18 protein-coding genes are annotated in these 19739 nt (G+C 36.7%); 6 read left to right on the forward strand and 12 right to left on the reverse strand.

Annotated elements, in window-relative coordinates:
• Positions 1-263: 263 nt before the first annotated feature.
• From ACYQ0O_RS11250 to ACYQ0O_RS11270, 5 genes are read left to right on the forward strand one after another with little or no spacing between them, the layout of a single operon-like run.
• Positions 264-1523 (forward strand): amino acid ABC transporter substrate-binding protein, encoded by a 1260-nt coding sequence (locus tag ACYQ0O_RS11250; protein WP_459893109.1) that lies wholly within the window; start codon positions 264-266, stop codon positions 1521-1523.
• Positions 1524-1535: 12 nt separating this feature from the next.
• Positions 1536-2390, forward strand: a complete 855-nt coding sequence (locus tag ACYQ0O_RS11255; protein WP_075069499.1) for a branched-chain amino acid ABC transporter permease — start codon at positions 1536-1538, stop codon at positions 2388-2390.
• A 3-nt stretch (positions 2391-2393) separates the two neighbouring features.
• Complete coding sequence (locus tag ACYQ0O_RS11260; RefSeq protein WP_459893111.1) at positions 2394-3356, forward strand: branched-chain amino acid ABC transporter permease; 963 nt, start codon at positions 2394-2396, stop codon at positions 3354-3356.
• Positions 3353-4111, forward strand: a complete 759-nt coding sequence (locus tag ACYQ0O_RS11265; protein WP_459893113.1) for an ABC transporter ATP-binding protein — start codon at positions 3353-3355, stop codon at positions 4109-4111. The genes ACYQ0O_RS11260 and ACYQ0O_RS11265 overlap by 4 nt, the downstream gene beginning before the upstream one ends.
• On the forward strand, positions 4108-4824 hold the full coding sequence (locus ACYQ0O_RS11270; RefSeq protein ID WP_075069503.1) for an ABC transporter ATP-binding protein: 717 nt from the start codon (positions 4108-4110) through the stop codon (positions 4822-4824). The genes ACYQ0O_RS11265 and ACYQ0O_RS11270 overlap by 4 nt, the downstream gene beginning before the upstream one ends.
• A 34-nt stretch (positions 4825-4858) precedes the next feature.
• Here the strand turns inward: ACYQ0O_RS11270 and ACYQ0O_RS11275 are convergent, their stop codons facing one another.
• The 12 genes from ACYQ0O_RS11275 to ACYQ0O_RS11330 form a co-directional block, all read right to left on the reverse strand.
• The gene (locus ACYQ0O_RS11275) at positions 4859-6262 is read right to left on the reverse strand and encodes a B12-binding domain-containing radical SAM protein (protein ID WP_459893115.1); all 1404 of its coding nucleotides are present in this window, start codon (positions 6260-6262) and stop codon (positions 4859-4861) included.
• Positions 6165-6920 carry a tetratricopeptide repeat protein gene (locus ACYQ0O_RS11280; RefSeq protein ID WP_459893116.1) on the reverse strand — a complete coding sequence of 252 codons (756 nt, stop codon included), beginning with the start codon at positions 6918-6920 and terminating at the stop codon, positions 6165-6167. Before ACYQ0O_RS11280 ends, ACYQ0O_RS11275 begins: the two co-directional genes overlap by 98 nt.
• 45 nt (positions 6921-6965) lie before the next feature.
• Positions 6966-7847: an ATP phosphoribosyltransferase gene (gene hisG / locus ACYQ0O_RS11285; protein ID WP_459893118.1), complete on the reverse strand. Its 882-nt coding sequence runs from the start codon at positions 7845-7847 to the stop codon at positions 6966-6968.
• Positions 7848-8231: a phosphoribosyl-AMP cyclohydrolase gene (hisI, locus tag ACYQ0O_RS11290; RefSeq protein ID WP_459893120.1), complete on the reverse strand. Its 384-nt coding sequence runs from the start codon at positions 8229-8231 to the stop codon at positions 7848-7850.
• Between the two features lie 17 nt (positions 8232-8248).
• On the reverse strand, positions 8249-9283 hold the full coding sequence (rlmN, locus tag ACYQ0O_RS11295; RefSeq protein ID WP_459893122.1) for a dual-specificity RNA methyltransferase RlmN: 1035 nt from the start codon (positions 9281-9283) through the stop codon (positions 8249-8251).
• Positions 9284-9329: 46 nt separating this feature from the next.
• Positions 9330-9530 carry an FmdB family zinc ribbon protein gene (locus tag ACYQ0O_RS11300; RefSeq protein ID WP_459893124.1) on the reverse strand — a complete coding sequence of 67 codons (201 nt, stop codon included), beginning with the start codon at positions 9528-9530 and terminating at the stop codon, positions 9330-9332.
• Positions 9531-9591: 61 nt separating this feature from the next.
• Complete coding sequence (locus ACYQ0O_RS11305; protein WP_459893126.1) at positions 9592-9978, reverse strand: RidA family protein; 387 nt, start codon at positions 9976-9978, stop codon at positions 9592-9594.
• Positions 9978-13448 (reverse strand): PAS domain-containing hybrid sensor histidine kinase/response regulator, encoded by a 3471-nt coding sequence (locus ACYQ0O_RS11310; protein ID WP_459893128.1) that lies wholly within the window; start codon positions 13446-13448, stop codon positions 9978-9980. Before ACYQ0O_RS11310 ends, ACYQ0O_RS11305 begins: the two co-directional genes overlap by 1 nt.
• Entirely contained in the window at positions 13441-14340 is a 900-nt protein-coding gene (locus tag ACYQ0O_RS11315) for a transporter substrate-binding domain-containing protein (protein WP_459893130.1), read from the reverse strand. The genes ACYQ0O_RS11310 and ACYQ0O_RS11315 overlap by 8 nt, the downstream gene beginning before the upstream one ends.
• Positions 14313-16466: a diguanylate cyclase gene (locus ACYQ0O_RS11320; RefSeq protein ID WP_459893132.1), complete on the reverse strand. Its 2154-nt coding sequence runs from the start codon at positions 16464-16466 to the stop codon at positions 14313-14315. The genes ACYQ0O_RS11315 and ACYQ0O_RS11320 overlap by 28 nt, the downstream gene beginning before the upstream one ends.
• A gap of 57 nt (positions 16467-16523) precedes the next feature.
• Positions 16524-16955, reverse strand: coding sequence for a PPC domain-containing DNA-binding protein (locus ACYQ0O_RS11325; protein ID WP_075069514.1), 432 nt, complete (start codon positions 16953-16955; stop codon positions 16524-16526).
• Positions 16956-17009: 54 nt separating this feature from the next.
• Positions 17010-18134, reverse strand: coding sequence for an NADH:flavin oxidoreductase (locus ACYQ0O_RS11330; protein WP_459893134.1), 1125 nt, complete (start codon positions 18132-18134; stop codon positions 17010-17012).
• A 385-nt stretch (positions 18135-18519) separates the two neighbouring features.
• Here ACYQ0O_RS11330 and argJ point away from each other — a divergent pair, with 385 nt between their 5' ends.
• Positions 18520-19698: a bifunctional glutamate N-acetyltransferase/amino-acid acetyltransferase ArgJ gene (gene argJ, locus ACYQ0O_RS11335; protein ID WP_459893136.1), complete on the forward strand. Its 1179-nt coding sequence runs from the start codon at positions 18520-18522 to the stop codon at positions 19696-19698.
• Positions 19699-19739 lie beyond the last annotated feature (41 nt).

The following is a 19739-nucleotide window of genomic DNA, read 5'->3' on the forward strand; positions in this document are numbered from 1 at the left end:
TTTGAACCTTGAACGTTGAACTTTAGACACCCACAGACCCAGCAAAGCTTGAGATATCAGAGTTAATGGAATAAGCAAATATTGTAATAATTATGACTTATTTTTCATAGTTGACTAAAAATTTAACCCAAAAATTTAGAAACCTATTTGACTTTTACCAAACAATGGTATTTAATTCTGAACAAGAATATCAAATGGGAAATTAGTGTATCCTTTTTTTAAAAGGTGATTTGAATACTTTTAATAAGTAAGGAGGTTGGGAGATGAAAAGGGTATCTATTATTTTGGGTATTTTAATTTGTTTTGTTATCTCTTTTGGGCCTGTAAGAGGAGTTTTTGCAAAAAGTAAAATTATTATTGGTTTTACAACATCTCAGACAGGAAAGCTCAATGCTGAATCCAAAGAACAGTTTAATGGCCTGGAGTTATGGAAAAAATATGTGAATAAAAATGGTGGGATTTATGTTAAAAATTTACACAGGAAATTCCCTGTTGAATTTAGATATTATGATGATGAAAGTAGTAAGGATAGAGTGCAACAATTGTACGTAAGGCTAATTAATCAAGACAAGGCGGATTTTCTGGTTAGTCCTTATAGTTCAGGTTTGACTGCTTCTTCTGCTATTATTGCAGAGCAATATGAAAAGGTGATGCTTGCAACTGGTGCAGCTTCTGATAGTATTTTTTCCAAAGGATACTCCCATGTTTTTCAGATTTATACTCCCGCCAGTCGTTATCTAACAGGTGCATTGGATTTGCTCAAAACAACAGATCCCAAGGCAAAAAAAATAGCCATTATCTTTGAACAAAGTAACTTTGCCAAGGCAGTTGCAACAGCTGCAAAAAATTATGCAGAAAAACTTGGATACAAGGTGGTTATTTTTGAGTCCTATGGAAAAGGCACCACGGACTTTACCTCATTTTTAAATAAAATTGCTGAAAAAAAGCCAGACGCAATTATAGGTGGTGGACATTTTGCCGACGGGGAAACCTTTGCCAAACAAATCTTTGAACAAAAAATACAGGTAAAATTAGTGTCTCTATTAGTTGCCCCAGCAGTTCCAAAATTTGCTGAGATAGGCAAAGCAGCACTATATGTAACAGCACCATCTCAGTGGGAACCAAAGGCCAAGTTCACAAAAAATACCGCTAAAAAGCTAGGAATAAAATGGTACGGTGTTTCTGGAGATTGGTTCATAAAAAACTATGCAAAGCTATATGGTGAAACACCAGGATATCATGCAGCAGGAGGTTTTGCTGCAGGTCTGGTCTTACAAAAGGCCATCGAAGATGCTGGATGTTTGAAATCCAGTAAGGTCATAGGTGCATTGGAGAAAATGGATATAATGACCTTTTATGGCAGAATCAAATTCGATAGAGGAGATTATTATGGTCGTCAGATAGGGCATGAAATGGTCTATCTCCAGTGGCAAAACAAGGGTGGTAAATTGGTAAAACAAGTAATTTGGCCTAAGGGAGCTGAATCAGCTAATCTTATTTACCCATACTCTAAAAAATTTTAAAGAGGAAGATAAGTGGAAGCCTGGATTGGAGCTGTAATAAATGGTATCCTCTTAGGTTTGGTCTACGGCCTTGCGGCTATGGGCCTTAACCTCATATGGGGAGTTATAAATGTAATAAATCTATCTCATGGTGCATTTATTGCCCTGGGAATGTTTGTTGCCTACTTTTTTTTCCACTTTGCAGGGTTAAGCCCTTTTATCTCAATGGTCCTGATTTTGATTATAGGACTGTTAATAGGAATGGCAGCCTATTTTATTGCACTTCACAGGGTGTTAGATGCCCCTGAATTGTCTACATTACTATCCACATATTCCTTGAGCCTTATAATTATTGGGCTTGGCACCTTTATCTTTACCACGAATCCAAGGGCAATAGATATTGGCCTTGGTTCCATAGGAGTAGGAAATATATTTATACCTGTTACAAAAATAATAACTGGATTTATATCAGTTATATTTACTGGTCTGCTTTACATATTTTTATACAAAACCTGGACCGGAAAGGCAATTAGGGCAGTCTCAATGAATAGGTCTGCTGCTGAATTTATGGGAGTAAATTCTATTCTTATACTTTCCCTATCCTTTGGGATTGGCATTGCACTTGCGATGGTTGCTGGATGTCTAATTGCAGCCATCTTTCCTTTCACTATTTTGTCTGGAGCCATTTATGAACTAAAGAGCTTTGTCATATGTGTCCTGGGGGGGTTAGGAAGCCCCCTGGGCGCACTTGTAGGTGGCCTTATTCTGGGACTCCTGGAAAACGTATTCGCACTCAAGATCCCGGTAGGATATATTCCTTTCATTGAATTTATGATTCTGGTAATTATCCTGTTGGTGAAGCCAACTGGGCTGATAAATAAGAGGTAAACAATGAAGAGAGGATATACACTGTTCTGGCTCATACCCCTAATTCTAGCAATATCTTTTTTCCCCATTATTACAAATTCTGTAATCTACAGAGAGACAGTATTTCTTATCCTAATGTATATCACCCTGGCGGTAAGTCTGAATATAATTTTGGGATATACAGGATATGTGAGCTTTGGTCATATTGTATTCTATGGCATTGGAGGATACACGGCCTTTTATTTAATGAACAAGATGGGCATCCATTTAATTCCCGCCATGATAATGGGTGGGGTTTTATCTTCCATTATTGCTTTAATTGTTGGAGAAGCTGTACTTAGACTCAGAGGGGCAATTTTTGCCATTGCAACCATTGGAATCAATGAAGCTGTGAAATCCCTGGTAACAAATCTTCCATTTTTAGGCGGGGCTACGGGGATGTTTTTTAATTTTAAGATCTATAGGACCTATGGAGGTGCATCCAAGGCCATATGGTTTGCTTATTATCTAATGGTGGTTGTTACTATACTTTCTTTGATTACCTCCTATTTTATAAAAAATTCTAAATTTGGATATGGTTTGTTTTCAATAAGAGAAGATGAGGATGCAGCAGTGGTTCTTGGAGTAAATACAAAGAAATTTAAAAATATTGCATTTGCCATATCTGCCTTTTTCCCTGGCCTGGTTGGAGCTATTTTCTTTTTTAAGGCAGGAAATATTGAACCTGAAGATGCATTCCACCTTGTTAAATCCATAGAAATGATATTTATGGTTATGTTAGGGGGATTTGGCACAGTATCAGGACCTCCCATTGGGGCGCTTTTGTATGAGAGATTAAAGGGGATACTCCTGGTCAATCCTCTGTTTAAAAATTTACATATGGCCATAGCAGGATTTATTCTACTCATAATTGTATTATTTGCTCCAGGTGGACTTGTGGGCTCATTAAGAAACAGGTTCAAAAAGTTGAGGAGCCTTTTAGAATGATCTTAAAGGTAGAAAAAGCAACTAAAAAATTTGGCGGTCTTGTGGCAGTTAACCAGGTATCTTTTCAGGTAAAAAAACAAGAAATATTCGGTATAATAGGCCCAAATGGAGCAGGCAAAACTACATTATTTAATGTAATTAGCGGGGTATATTATCCAGAGGAAGGTAAGATCTTTTTCAAAGATAAAAATATCACAAGGATGCCTCCCTATAAACGGGCTAGATTGGGAATATCCAGGACCCATCAGATAGTTAAACCCCTAAATGAGCTTACAGTCCTGGAAAATGTGCTGGTAGGTGCATGTTTTGGAAAAAGATGTTCCAGTTTAAAACAAGGGGCACATGTGGCTGAAGAAATATTAAATAGGGTTGGACTTGCCCATAAACAGGATATTATTTGTGCAAAGTTAAATGTCCCGGAAAAAAAAAGATTGGAATTGGCCAGGGCACTTGCATCTAAACCAGACATTATTTTACTTGATGAGGTCCTTGCTGGTCTAAATCCTTCTGAGGCAGATGAAATGTTAAATGTCATTATTAATATAAAAAAAACAGGCGTCACTATACTTATGATAGAACATCTCATGCATGCAATTATGAAAATTTCAGATAGAATTATTGTTCTTGACTATGGAGCAAAGATTGCAGAGGGTACTCCTGAAGAAGTATCCAATAATCCCAAAGTAATAGAAGCATATCTAGGGGATCCTGACCTTGCACTAAAGTTTAGAAAATCTAAAGGAAACAACCAATGAAGGAGAGCATCCTGGAGATCCAATCCCTTGAATCTGGATATGGAGACGTACAGATATTGTGGGGAATAAACTTAAAGGCAAAAAGATCTCAATTGACCACAGTGATAGGTTCTAATGGGTCGGGTAAGACCACGTTAATGAGGACTCTGGTGGGGGTTTTGCCTACGTGGAAGGGTAAAATAATCTTTGAGGGACGAGAGATAACTAATCTTCCGGCATATAAAAGGGCTGAAATGGGAATTATAATGATTCCTGAAGGGCGTCTCCTTTTCCCTGAGATGACTGTGTATGAGAATTTAGAAATGGGTGCGTATACAAAAGGGGCAAGAAAAGATATAAAGAAAAACATAGAATATGTTTTTTCTCTATTTCCCAGACTAAAAGAGAGATTGGACCAAAAAGCAGGTACAATGTCTGGGGGCGAGCAACAAATGGTGGCCATTGGAAGGGGACTAATGGCATCTCCAAAGATCTTAATCTTTGACGAACCAAGTTTAGGTCTTGCCCCAAAATTAGTGTTAGAGGTATTCGAGGCCATAGAAAAGTTGAAGAAAAAGGGTGTTTCAATGTTATTGGTAGAACAAAATGTGCATCTTTCTCTAGCAATTTCTGATTATGCCTATGTTATGGCTGAAGGGAAAATAATGATGCAGGGTACAGGAAAAGAACTCACTGAAAACGATGAAGTTAGAAAGACGTATCTTGGGGTTTGATGGATACCTATTATTTTTACAGGACAAAATATTTTTAACCCGGCCTCATCACTTCTCTAAAATATGCCCTCTTCTCCCAGGAAAATCCACCTGGATAACAAGGCCAGATGGCGTTATTTTGGAATATGGGATCCTCATCTATGGGATATGGTGAATGAGATTTGGCCTTTTCAAATAGCTTTGAGCCTGGTATTGGGGTGTAATATGCGAGGTGTGGTCTAAATCCATAGGACTTTGCAAACGCTATTGTAGATACAACTTCTCCGTCCCTCTCTCCTGGAAGTCCAAAAAGTATATAAACCCCTATATCTTTCTTATCAAATCCTGCCTCCAATAAATTCTCAACCCCTATATCCCACTGTTCTTTTGTGAGTTTTTTATCCAACCTTGTTTTAAAATTTCCTGTCTCAAGGCCAAGCCTGATTGTCTTAAAACCTGCCTTTTTCATGAGTATACAAATATCTTTTTCCAGATACCTTATATGCAGCCCATTTGGAGTATGGAATCTTACCCTGTGGTTATTTTTTATTACCTTTTCTAAAAAGGGTAAAAACCAATTTTCTGGCTTAAATAAAAGTGCATCGTCATAAAAGACAAAATCCCTGATTCCCCTATTATAATCAAACAAAAACTCCCCATAGATATCCTGTAGGGGCCTTTGTTTAAAGCTTGAATATAATCTTTTGCTTGCACAGTATTCGCATGAAAATGGACATCCCCTGGATCCCAATATTATGGAAAAACCTGGATTTGGATAAAGCTTAGAGGAAAGCCTAAAATTGGCCTTCTCTCCACTTATTCCAATAAATTTTGTAACCAATTTCCAATTATCTTCTGTTTCCATGGGACCTCTGATAATCAGGTCTGCATCAAGATATTTTTCTGCATGGTTTGTACAAAGGCTGGGGTAAATACCTCCAGCTATAATCTTTGTGCTTTTAAAAAGTTTTCTAATGAGTTCTATTATTGCCATAAGACCAGGATACCAATAAGTCATAACACATGAAACCATAACAAAATCAGGTGGAGACAGATTTTTCAGGGCCCCATATACAGCATTAAAATCAAGACCATATCTGGCAAATTTTCTTGGTACATGTAACAATTCAGAAGGTTTTGGAATTTCAGTCCTGGGATATGGACCTGTTCCATATTTTGATTGTTTGGGCCACTTAACATCCTTCCACATTGGATACATACAATCTAACAGGGCAACATCACAACCAGCTGATTCAAGCATACAAAGGCATGAAATAAGGCCAACTGGACGGGCCCAGAAATTATATGCAGCAAAATCATATATCCAGGGATTTATCCCCAGAATTTTTGGAGAGTCTTTTTTATTTGAGGATATCCAGGTAATCTCTGGCCATTTTGGCAAACTTTGTCTCTCTTCCTTTGTCCAATGAGAGTACCTGGAGGAAGGCCTTTTTGGCATCTTGTCTTTTTCCCAGTCTTAAGTAGTTTTCTCCAAGGAGATAGTATAGATCAGGATTGTCAGGATACGACTCTATTCCTTTTTTTATCCAGTAAATTGCAGAGGGGATCTCTGCCTTTTTTATATATAGATCTATAATGGAAAGATATGCTGGCAGGTATCTCCAATTAAGGGTCAATGCCTTTTTCTCATAAAAAATCGCATTATCTAACTCCCCTTTCTTTTTATAAATCAAGGCAAGATTGTGGGCAGCATATTCTGGAGTCTCATAGGTCTCAATTGATAGGGCCTTTTCAAAACATGAAATTGCCTTTTTTTCCTGTTTATCTGCAAGGTATGCAAGCCCCAGATTGTTCCACGCATCACCATAACCAGGATCCAATTTTGTGGCATAACTTAAGGACAAAATTGCCTTTTTGATCTCTTTGGTCTGGAGATATACAAGTCCTTTTAAAAAATAAAAATAAGGGAGTCTCTTTGCCTTATTTTCTATTTTTTTTAATTCAATAAAGGCAAGCCTTGGCTCTTGTTTTAAAATATAAGACTGGGCCAGATCCAATCTGGCCCTTACATCCCTTGTAATAAGAGGAGGATTAGTTGTTGCACATGCAGAGATAAAAAATAGCAGCACCAAAAATTTTAAATGGTTCCTTCTCATATGTTTCACGATTTCTCATTTACCTCTCACTTTTTACTTTTCACCTTAAATAACTTTATTTAAGGGATACTCAATTATCCCCTCAACACCTATATCCATAAGTTTTGGGACAAGATCTCTCACTTCATCTTTATCCACTACAACCTCTACAGAAAGCCACCCTCTTTGATAAAGGTTTGAAGTTGTTGGAGAAGTTAGGCTTGGAAGCATATTTAATACCTGATCTAAATCCTTCTCCCTTACATTCATTTTTAGACCAACCATCCTCTCAGCCTTAAGTGCACCTTTTAGCAAGGTCTTCATGTGGAGGATTTTATTTCTCTTCCACTCATCTTCCCAGGCAGACTTATTTGCTATAATCTGGGTACATGTTTGAAGTAATTCAGCAATAATCCTGAGACCATGTGCTTTGATGGTTGTACCTGTTTCAGTGACCTCTACTATGGCATCAGCAAGTCCAGCCACAACCTTTGCTTCAGTTGCTCCCCATGAAAATTCCACTTCAACATCAATGCCTGCACTTTCAAAATATTTTCTGGTAAAATTTTCAAGCTCAGTTGCTATTTTTTTACCCCTTAAGTCTTCTGGCCTCTTATATGGCGAATCCCCAGCAACAGCTAAAACCCATCTTGCGGGTCTATTACTCACTTTTGAATACACAAGTTCATCAACAACTACCACATCTGCCTCATTTTCCAGGACCCAATCCTTGCCAGTAAGCCCCACATCCAATGTCCCATCTTCCACATATATGGGCATTTCCTGTGCCCTACAAAGGGTACACTTAACAAAAGGATCGTCTATTTCAGGAAAATAATTCCTGTGGTGAAGGTTTATCTTCCAACCTGATTTTTTAAAAAGATTGATAGTTGCATCCTGAAGTGAACCCTTGGGTATTCCCAATTTCAAAACTTTTTCCTGAGACATCTACTTGTAAACCTCCTTGGGATCAAAAATTTTTTCACAACATATCTCATGTCTTATCCCGTTCTTATCTGCCACAATCCTTCTGTAAAAACAACTTCTGTATCCAGTGTGACATGCAGCAGAACCAATCTGCTCTACCAGTAATAAAACCGTATCCCTGTCACAATCTATTCTTATATCCTTTACCAATTGGACATTTCCCGATTCTTCACCTTTTTGCCAGAGTTTATTTCTGGATCTGCTGTAAAAATGCGCCTTTTTTGTATTTAGTGTTGCTTCCCATGCCTCTTTGTTCATATAAGCAAGCATGAGCACATCCAGGGACTTATAGTCCTGTACAATAACAGGAACAAGCCCTTCACATTTTTCAAAATCTGGTTCCATTATTAAGCTCCTCTAATTCACTTAAGTTCTGCCCTGAGCTGACCACATGCAGCACTAATATCCTGCCCCTTACTTTTTCGCAAGGTAACAATTTGTCCCTTGGACCTTAAAAATTCTTCAAAGGCCAAGACATCTTTTTCCTCTGGCGGCAAAAAATCTATTCCAGGGCCTGGATTAAATCTAATTAAATTGATTTTACACTTTAGATTAGAAAGCACCTTATTTAGCTCCTTTGCATGGGACAGGGAATCATTTACACCCCCGATCAATATATATTCAATGGTAATTCTCTGTCTATTTCTCAGGGGAATAGACCTGAGTAAATCAATTAGCTCACAAATGTCCATAATCTTTGCTGCCCTTGGCATGATCTGTTCCCTTAGGCTCTGGGTGGGGGCATGGAGGGATATGGCAATTGATCCCAGATCCTTTTTTGCAAATTCCATAAGTGGTCTGGGGATACCAACTGAAGATATAGTGGTATGCCTGTAGGAAAAATCAAATCCCTGTTTATCCCTTAATATAGCAATGGCCTTTTTTACATTTTCCCAATTAAGAAGGGGTTCTCCCATACCCATAAAAACCAGGTTTCTAATTTTTAGCCTGGCCTTTATTTCCTTTAAATACGCCCTTGCGACAAGTATCTGGCCCAGTATCTCACCCTGGGTCAAATTCCTTATAAATCCCATCTTACCTGTGCTGCAAAATAAACAGCCAAGCGCACAGCCCACCTGGGAGGATAGACACTGGGTATAGTGGGTCCTCTCAGGTATAAGCACTGTCTCTATTATATTTTCATCCTTTAGGCCCAGGCCCAGTTTAATGGTCCCATCTTCACTGGTTTTAACAGCTAAAATCTGGGGAAGTTCAATTACAAAATCTTCTGCCAGCCTCTGACGAAAACCTTTGGGGAGGTTACTCATGGAAAAAAAATCAAATACTCCCCGCGTATAAATCCAGTTCCATATCTGGGACCTTCTAAACTTAGGCTCAGCTATTTCCTTCAAATAAACTTCTAGTTCTTGGGCAGAAAGATCCAAAATATTTTTCATAAACAACTCCACACGCCCGAAACCGGGCGGTGTTTTTTTAAGATGCTCAGGAAAATCCACCACTAGGGGAACAACTACTTGCACTGGCAACTGGGCCCTGCTGGGCCCCTTTTACATTCACTGCTGATAAGAGCTTTTTTACATTAGAAGATCCACAATAAGGACATTTTACCTTATCATCATAAGAGATAACAAGTTCTTCAAATTCCTTTTTACAGTCATCACAGACAAATTCAAACAAAATCATATCTCACCCTCCTGCTGAAAGTTGACTTAATTATAATAAGATTTATCCAAAGTCAAAAAAGTCAAGGCTTATCAAAATAGGCCACTGCTTCTATTTCTATCTTTGCACCCTTGGGAAGAGAGCTCACTTGAACAGCTGCCCTTGCAGGAGGGTTTGTTTTGAAAAATCTGGCATACACATCATTCATTTTTACAAAATCATTTAAATCCAACAAGTACACAGTAGTCTTGACTATATTTTCATAAGTTAGCCCCACTTCCTTTAAAATAGCCCCTATGTTTTTTAAAACTTGTTCTGTCTCCTCTTCTATTGTTCCCTTTAACATCTCATTTGTTTTGGGATCAATTGCAATCTGGCCTGATATAAACATAAAATTCCCTGCTACTATGGCCTGGGAATAAGGGCCAATTGCCTTTGGCGCATTATTTGTGGTAACACATTTTTTCATCAACAAAACACCTCCTTTTTTACCTCTCTTTTAAAGATATCAAATTCATGGCCTAATTTTTTAATCAATAGTTCCAGATTCTCCCAATTGTTATTGGAGGCTGCTATTTCAATTTGTTGTGATAAATTTTTAAGCCTCTCTGCTCCCACCATAGCCGAAGATCCTTTTATTGTATGGGCTATTTTTTTGACCATATCTGAATTTTTATTCAAAAACTCTTCTTGTAGTTCTTGGATTCGAGACGGAGTGACCCTCATAAAGGTATTCAAAGCCCTATGTGCCAATTTTTCACTTCCACCCATTCTCTCCAAAAAGCCAGACTTGTCTAAAACAGGAATCCTCTCATATGGTTTTACAGACTCTTTAGGCCTTAGTTTATCCAAACCATGATCATTTTTTTTCCTTCTACTAGTATCTTTTTCTCCTAACCACTTTTCCACCACCTTCCTTAGTTCCTCTGCTCCCACTGGTTTAGATACATAGTCATTCATGCCCACATCTTGTGCTAATACTTGGTATTTCTTCATTGCATGAGCAGTAAGGGCTATAACAACAACATTGGGATTTTTGACCCCTGAAGATGCGGACCTTATTTTTTTTGTTACCTCATATCCATCCATATCTGGAAGCTGTATATCCATGAAAACCAGATGATAATCCCTTTGTTTCAAAAGAGATAGGGCTTCCCCTCCTGTGGATGCAATGTCTACTATAAGTCCCATCTTTTCCAGTATTGCTTTTAAGACTTCCTGGTTTACAGGATTATCCTCCACTACTAAAATGGGAACGTCTTTGGGTATTTTTATTTTAACATCATCCTTAGGTAAGTCCACAATGAGGGATGTAGCTTTTTTTGGGGAAACCACATTCTCTATTGTAGAAATGAGATCTCTAAAACATATAGGCTTAATTAAAAAGTCATGTTCAGTTATACCTTGTTCCCCATGCAATAAGTCTTTAAAATTGTAATATGAAACTGAAAATACAATAGGTGTTTTTTTTAATGATGGATGGGCTTCAATCTGTTTCCTAAAAACATCACCTTGCATATCAGACAAAAAATAATCCACTATTACAACCTTATATGGATCTTTTATTAAATAACCACTTTTTAATTCTGAAATGGCCAAAACACCACTGGTCTCTCCCTTTGCCCTAAGTCCAATGCCCCTTAAAAAAGAGACCACATTCTTTAGAAAAGTAACATTGTCATCAACCACCAACACATGAATGCCTTTTATGTTTTCAGAAACATGCAAATATTCTAAATTAGAGGGTACCTTTAAGCTTAAAGTAAACCAAAACTCCGATCCTTTTCCCTCCTCGCTATATACGCCAATTTCTCCTCCCATTAGTTGAACTAAATGTTTTGAGATGGAAAGTCCTAAACCACTTCCGCCATATCGCCTTGTAATACTGGAGTCTGCCTGGGTAAATTTCTCAAATAATAGTTGTTGCTTGTCTTTGGGAATACCAACACCTGTATCTTTCACAGAGATTCTAACAAACAGAACATCCTCTGTCTTGGATACAAAATTCAATTTTATAACTATTTCTCCATGCTCTGTAAATTTTATTGCATTGCCAATTAAGTTAATCAAGACCTGTCTTATTCTAACTGGATCTCCAATCACCTTTATGGGAACAATTGGATCCACATAATTTATTATTTCCAAGCCCTTTTGCTGGGCAATGGAACACATTGATCTTACTGTCTCCTCTAAAAGATCATGTAGCTCAAATTCCACCTCATCTAATTTAAATTTTCCTGATTCAATTTTTGAAAGATCCAGAATGTCATTTAAAAGGATTAAAAGAGAATTAGCACTATTTAAAGCAGTAACACAAAAATGTCTTTGTTCCTCATTTAACTCGCTATCTTTTAAAAGGGAAAGCATCCCTATTATCCCATTCAAGGGAGTACGTATTTCATGGGACATATTAGCCAAAAATTCACCTTTTGCCTTTGATGCATCTTCTGCCCTGGCCAATGCTTCTTGCAAATACACATTTATGTCCTTTAATTCCTCCTCCATATTTTTTCTATCACTAATATCCACTAGCACCCCTTCAAAATGGGAGGGCTTTAAGTCATCTCCTATAACCATTCGTAGGCTCAATGTGGCCCAAAACCTGGTGCCATCTTTTCTCCTCAACTCTGTTTCATAATTATCAACAGAACCACCTTTTTTTACCAATTCCAAGAGTTTCTCACAGGAGTTTGAATCTACAAATAATTGAGAGGGAAGGTGTTTATAAAAATCCATCATTTCATCTGGTAAGTCAAAACCTAAAAGGGAAGCCAATTTGGGATTTGCAGAAAGGAAAGTTCCATCAATACTAAGCTGAAATATACCCACAAGTGCATTTTCAAAGATAGACCTATATTTTTTTTCGCTATTTTTTAATCTTTCCTCTAAAATCTTTCTTCTTTTTATCTCTTCCTGTAACTCAATATTTTTCTTCTCTATTTCCCTTTGATATTTAGCAGATTCTTGTAATTTTGCCTTTAAAACCAAATTTTGGGCGTTCATGTTTAAAGATATTAAAAAACCAGTAAACAATAACACACCCAAAACCAAAAGGGATAATGGATATAGCCAGACCTTTATGGTGTTGGTTTTACCAAATGGATAGAGAATAATAATAGAGTACTCTCCCCCTTTAATGGGAAAACAAATTGTAATAACAGGATATTCTTTTAGACTATCTTTAGATACTAAAACAACCTTTTTACCAGTGCTAAATTTACTAGGTAGAGACACAAAACTATCTGTTGCATCGAGAAAAACTCCATTTTTAAGATAAATGAGGTGATTTTTATCAGCAAAAAATACAAAACTCTTTTTTAGTCCCAACAAGTTGTCTATACTCTTGGAATTTATTTGAGCAAATATTTGTCCAACAAATTTCTTTTTAAAAAAATATGGAATAGAAAATATCAATTCATACCCATTAGATGTTTTATAAAAAAAGAAAAAAGGCCTGGTTCTATCTTTAGACAAAAATTTTTTCCATTTTATGTAAATGGGTTCATGGGTTTGTTTGGCCTTGGTATCTACCAGTATCTTGCCAGATTGGTCCAGAAAAAGAAGACGCTCATATATATTTATTCCCTCTAATTTTTTACTTTCCAGGATGTAGTTGAATTCACGTCTAATGGAGAGGAGTGTGGCCCTAAGACCATACTCCATGGACATGCCAAGGGCTTTATTTTCAAAATAAGAACTAATAGCCCTGCTTGATGATAGTTCAATTAAGTCATTTTTTCTCTCATCAAAAAAATAGGTAAGACCAAGAACTCTATTTTTTATTGTTGAAACAATTTCTTTTTTTTCTGCCTTTAATAGAGAAACTTGAGCCCTGTAATTAAAAAAAATAAGCAATCCAATAAAGGCTATCAAAAAAATAGTTGCAAATATAAAAAAAAGTTTTTCTTTTAACTTCAAATAGTCTTTTATTCTAGCCAATTTTTTCTCCACACTCAAAAAAATCAGGATAATAATCCAACACAGCAGGATAATATTTTTTTACCAATTTAATATAAATACCATCTCTCTTTATGTCATACAAAAACCTCTCAAAGGCATCTCTTAACTTATACGCTTCCTTTTGAAATGCACAGGCCATTGTCTGCCTACCAGAAATAGGACCAATAATCTTAATGAGTCCAGGAAATTTTTCCAAGGCAATAAGTGCATCTGGCACATCTAGCAGAGCAGTATCACCCTTACCATTTATCACTGCAGGAGCCAGTTCGTTTAAATTTTTATTAAAATTTAGTATTTTTGCTCCATATTTCTCAAGATCATATAACCTTGCATCAAGGCATGTACCTGGAACATTAAGCACGCTTCGCCCCTTTAGTTTTTTTAGCACCATTTTTATGTCCCTTAAAACATCTCCTGAGGGTATAATGGGGGTTAATTTACTCTCAGCCCTGGATATTAACCATATTTGGGTTGGAAACACAGGGGATGAATATGAAACCAACTTCTGTCTCCAGTCAAGGACAGTAAGACCAGTTGCTATAATGTCTCCTTTTACTGGACAGTCTCCAAGAATCTTAATCTGATTTCCCTTAACCTCTATTTTCTTACCAATCAAATCACTAATTATGTGTTTCCAGTCACTTTTAACAAACTGGTATCTAACACCTATATACTTTGCAAACAATTTTATTAAATCCACAGAAAAGCCATCTCCACTTCCAGTTACAAAATTGGCATAGGGTACCCCAAGGTGTCTTATTACACCCCTTTTTTTTATTTCAGACAAATCTGCCCCAAAAGCCACATGTACAGAGAAAAAGACAAGCACAAGAAAAACAACACCTAACTTTGTAATTCTTTTACTGAGCATGGCCCATTTCCTCCTCTTTTTTTTTCATAACATACCAGGTTCTTTCCGTTCCTTTTGGCCCTGTATAGCTCTCTATCAGCACGGTCTATGAGGCTAGATAAATCATCACCTGTTTTGTATTGAGCAACACCAAAGCTGGCGGTAATTTTGTCTATTTTTGAAATCTTGATATTTTCTATTAGTTTTCTTATATCATTAGCTACTTGGACTGCTGATAATAGGTCAGTTTCAGGTAGTAAAATAACAAACTCCTCACCTCCCCACCTAGCTGCAAGATCAACCTTTCTTATCCTTTTATTTATTGAATTTGCAATGGCAATTAACACCTCATCTCCCACATTGTGGCCAAATGTATCATTTATATTTTTAAAGTCATCAATATCTAGCATAATAATACTAAATGGCCTGAGATGTCTCTTGACTCTTTCAACTTCTTCTTCAAACTTTTTTATAAAGTATCTTCGATTATATAATCCTGTCAAAGGATCCCTTATTGACCATTCCAACAACTTATTGTGCAATTTTTTGTATTTGGTAACATCAATTAAGTAATGCAAATACATATCTTTTTCTACTGGAATCCAGAATGCATCAAAAATATTTTCTTCTACATCTAATTCCATCTCCATTGGAGTTTGAGTCATTAATGCATCATCTGCCTTACAAAACCTACATTTAATACCAGGTAATATAATCCCTGTTCTTTCCATTGTCTCCTTGGCATCAGGGGGAATATATTTTGCATCTAAGATGGAATTCCAGCAATAATCATCTACTCTGGAACCCATCTTCTTGGCATACTCATTTTGGGCAATAATCTTTCTATCTGAGTTAATTAACCAAACTGGATGAGGCAAGCTCTCCAGCAGAACTTTGTTTTTCCTCTGCTCTGTAAATTTTGACATTTCTATTTTTTTCTCTGATGTTATATCTATAAGGGCAATTCTCACAGAATTCACTTCCTTTACCCCAATGGGATTAATTTCAATCACATACCACTTTTTGCCGCTCTTTGTGTCTACTTCAATTTCCTTTTTAAAGGACTTACCATCTTTGACACACTTTTCAATTAAATCATTTAAGCTATATCTATCAAAAAATGACCTCAATAATGGCTGATAGTCTGAGGAGTTAGATATTTTTTCACCTACTATCTCCTGTAGTATCTCTTTGGCCCTTGGGTTTATGTATTCAATTTCACCTCCCCTTTTAATCCTCAAAATCCCAATAGGAGCTGTTTCTGATAGCTCCAATATCAACTCATTTTTCTTAAGCAGTTGTTGTTCAAGAATCTTTCTATCTGTTATATCCCTTACTATTGCTAAAAGAGCTGGGCCTTCAGCAAACTCCACCCTGGATAAACTCACTTCAGTAAATAAGATGCTACTACCATCTAGCCTTTTGTGTAACCATTCAAAACGCTGGGGTTTTCCAGAAAATACCCTTTTTATCTTATCCAATGCCAATTCTTTTGAAGACATGCCATTTGCTTGGACTTTGGGAGACAAATCATAAGGGGTTTTACCAATCAATTGTTCTTTTGTTGTACATCCAAAAAGCCTTAAGGTTGCAGGATTGGCGTCAACAAAAAATCCATCTTCATCCAGTAAAAATATCGCATCATTTGCCGCCTCAAATAATACTCTAAATCTATCCTCTTGCCTTTTTAGCTCCCTTTCTAGTTCCCTTGTTTTAGTAACATCAGTGAGGATACCCAAAGCTATCCATTCACCTTGAAATTTTAAGGGTTTTATAATTACTTCTAGATGTTTATCTCTGCCATTTATTTCTAAATTTAAGTTAATGGGCCTGTTTAACCTGGCCCCTGTTCCTGTAGAGGCAAACAGACAAAATTCCTCTCTCACTCTGGAGAGCTTTGCCTCATCTGTAATAAAAATAGAATGGAGTTCTTCCCCCAGGAGGTCTTCAATCTTATATCCCAAAATATCTTCAACAGCCTTATTTAAAAAGCAAACCTTACCTCTAGAATTTAAAACAACAATCCCATCTGAAAATGAATTTATTATAACCTCCAGTACATAAGTGCTGTCCCAGGAACTACATTCACAACCCTTCTCCATACATATTTTATTTACTTTCTGTAAAAACTTTATACTGTTGTCCACTTAAGTCCCCCCCCTACCATAAAAAATCAACTAAAAAACAGCCTTTAAAATATAACCCTATAAGCCCCATAAATAGAGCCCTGTTTCTTCATCAAATTCCCTTTTCAAATAACCCCCTTCAAATGGAATTATTGTATATTCAAAGGCAAACACAAAGCTTCCCTCTGTTAAATGGCCTCCATAGACATCTCCTTTTCTGTCTCCCAGAACTATGTGGGCATGAACAAATGGATCATTGTCTTTCATTGATATATTCCCTTTTAGGACCAGGACCTCCACAGGTTTTTCAATCTTATTTAGAATATATCCTCTCTTTTCCTGATCATAATATCCAATTGTCACGAATTTTAGAGCGCCTATTCCATGGACAATTCCATTTGTTATGTTCTTGATTTTACATATTCTTGTGAGTTCTACAATCAAATCACTTCCACGGGAAAGCCTGCCAACAATAACTTCATTTTTCAATTTAAACGTCTTTGGAATCATTTTTCACCTTCCTTTTTTTTCTCAAGCCCAGTTTATCAAAATGACAAACTGGGCTTAAGTTTCACGTTTCTCCATTTTTTTCTCCAGATAACAATATATTCCCTGGCCCATTAGAGCAGGTTTAAAACACATATTACAAGACTCACACAGTGCGTCCTCTACATCCCCAGACTTCCACCTGGAAACAAGATGGGGTTCCCTGATCAAGGGTCTGGACATGCTAACCATATCACAGATGTTGTCTTTGATCAGTTGATTACTGGAATCAAACTTCCTTATGCCCCCAACTAAAATAAGTGGCACAGAGATCTTTTGTTTAAAAACCCTTGCACGGTCTAGATAATAAATCTCTCCCAGTTTATTTGCAATCTTTTTGGTCCTTGATGGAATCAAATCTTTAGATATAAGGGTCCCTCCGCTCATTTCAATGCCATCTATACCATTTTCTTCTAACAGTTTTGATACATAGAGCATTTCTCCAAAAGACATCTGAGGATCCAAAAAATCTTCACAATTTATCTTTACTATTACAGGAAAATCTTCTCCAACTATTTCCCGTATGGCAAGATATACCTCTAAAAGAAGCCTTGATCTCCCTTTAATATCCCCTCCATATTCATCATCCCTTTTGTTAAAATAAGGAGACAAAAATTGACTTAACAGGTATCCATGGGCGCTGTGGATTTGCACACCATCAAATCCAGCAAGCTTTGCCCTCTTGGCAGCTAGGGCAAACTTAAAGGTTACCTCTTGAATCTCTTTCTTAGTCATTTCCCTTGCCTTAGCTGACCTAAAATCGCTCTTTATCTCAAAATCTGATGGACCCATACCATCTCTTCCTTCTGGACTAAAGAAAAAAACACCACTGTGGGCTATCTGTAAAAATATCTTTGAACCGTACCTGTGGACTGCCTCTGGAATTTTCCTTAGGTCATCTATAAGCTCATCTGAATATACCCCCAGCTGCCATGGACTTGCCTGACCTCTTTTATCCACATATGCATGACCAGAGATTATTAGCCCAACCTCTCCCTTTGCCAGTTCTTCCATAACCTTGATCAAGGGTTCTGTAACTTCACCTTTTTCTGAGGCAAGTCCTTCCCACGTGGCTGAGCGGACAAATCTATTTTTTACCTTGCAATTTCCAATCGTTATTTCTGAAAAAACATCTGATGACATAATACCTCCCCATAACACCCTTAATTTAATTTTCTGCCTATTCCTTTAGCTCCGAAGTCTCAAGCTTTAATGTGTATGTTATCTGTGTATGTGCCTGAAGTTCAATGTTCAAAGTTCAACGTTTTAGTACTCTTCATCCTTAGCCCTTCTACCTTTCACTATTCACTAACAACTAAAGACTAACCACTAACAACTAAAAATCAAAAACTGCTCACTAATCACTATTCTTGCTGATTATGAGGATTAACAGAAATTGTCTTTTTGTCAATTTACTGTTATTGTCTTTTCATTCAGGATACACCAACCACTTAAAAAATTTGTTTATTTTAAATAATCATATAAAAGTAACCAATTAACTAAGTCCAAGGAGCCAAAGGAGCCACTTATGATAGAGATTCCAAAAGGGTATCTATTTTCAACAGCAGAGGCAAATTTTAGGTACAAACAAAGGGATGATTTGGGATTAATCCTTTCTGAAAAACCCGCTAATGTTGCAGCGGTCTTCACCCAAAATAAATTTAGAGCAGCACCAATATATATATGTATTAATAGGATCAAAAAGATGAATAACATAGCAAGGGGTATTGTTATAAATTCAGGTATTGCAAATGCGGGAACAGGAGAACAAGGGATTTACAATTGTGAAAAAAGCCTTGAACTAGTTGGACAGGAATTAAAAGTTGATCCTAATTTACTTCTACCTGCCTCTACTGGTGTTATTGGAGAACAATTTAAAATGAAACGCTGGGAAATTGGAGCTAAAAAACTATCTAAAAATCTGGGGAAAAAAAATATTATACATGTGGCAAAGGCAATAATGACCACAGATACCTTTCCAAAGATATCCTTCTCAAAGGAAAAAGATATTTCAGTTGCTGGAATTGCAAAGGGTGCAGGAATGATATGTCCCAATATGGCTACAATGTTAGCTTTTATAATTACCGATATTTCAATAGAAAGCTTATTGTTTCAAGAAATTTTAAAGGAAATAACTGAAAATTCATTTAATAGAATTTCTGTGGATGGTGATACTTCCACAAATGATTGTGTAATTGCAATGGCAAATGGAGCTAGTGGTAAAAAAATATCAGAAAAAAATGATCTGATGAACTTCAAAAAGATATTACATGACGTAATGTATGACCTGGCCTATAAAATAGTCCAGGATGCAGAAGGTGGAACAAAGGTTATTCACCTTGAAGTAAAGAGGACAAAGACACAGGAAGATGCCAAAAAGATAGCCCAGGTAATTTCCAATTCTCCCCTGGTGAAAACAGCATTTTTCGGTGAAGATGCCAACTGGGGCAGAATAGTGGCAGCAATTGGAAGGAGTGGAACAGATATAGATGTAGATAAGGTAAAAATAACAATAGGAGACATGGAAATATTTAAAAATGGGATAGGCGTTTTTGGAGATATTGATACAATCTTGACTCCTTATTTAAAAAAGCAGGATATATTTCTATGTGTGGACATGGGAGAGGATACAAATTTTACATACCAGATGTTATTTTCAGACCTATCAGATGAATATGTGAGAATAAATAGTGGATATAGGAGTTGAGCAAAACATATGTGAACTATCATTTTAAACTTGAAAACCGT

It is taken from the genome of Desulfothermus okinawensis JCM 13304, assembly GCF_054654515.1.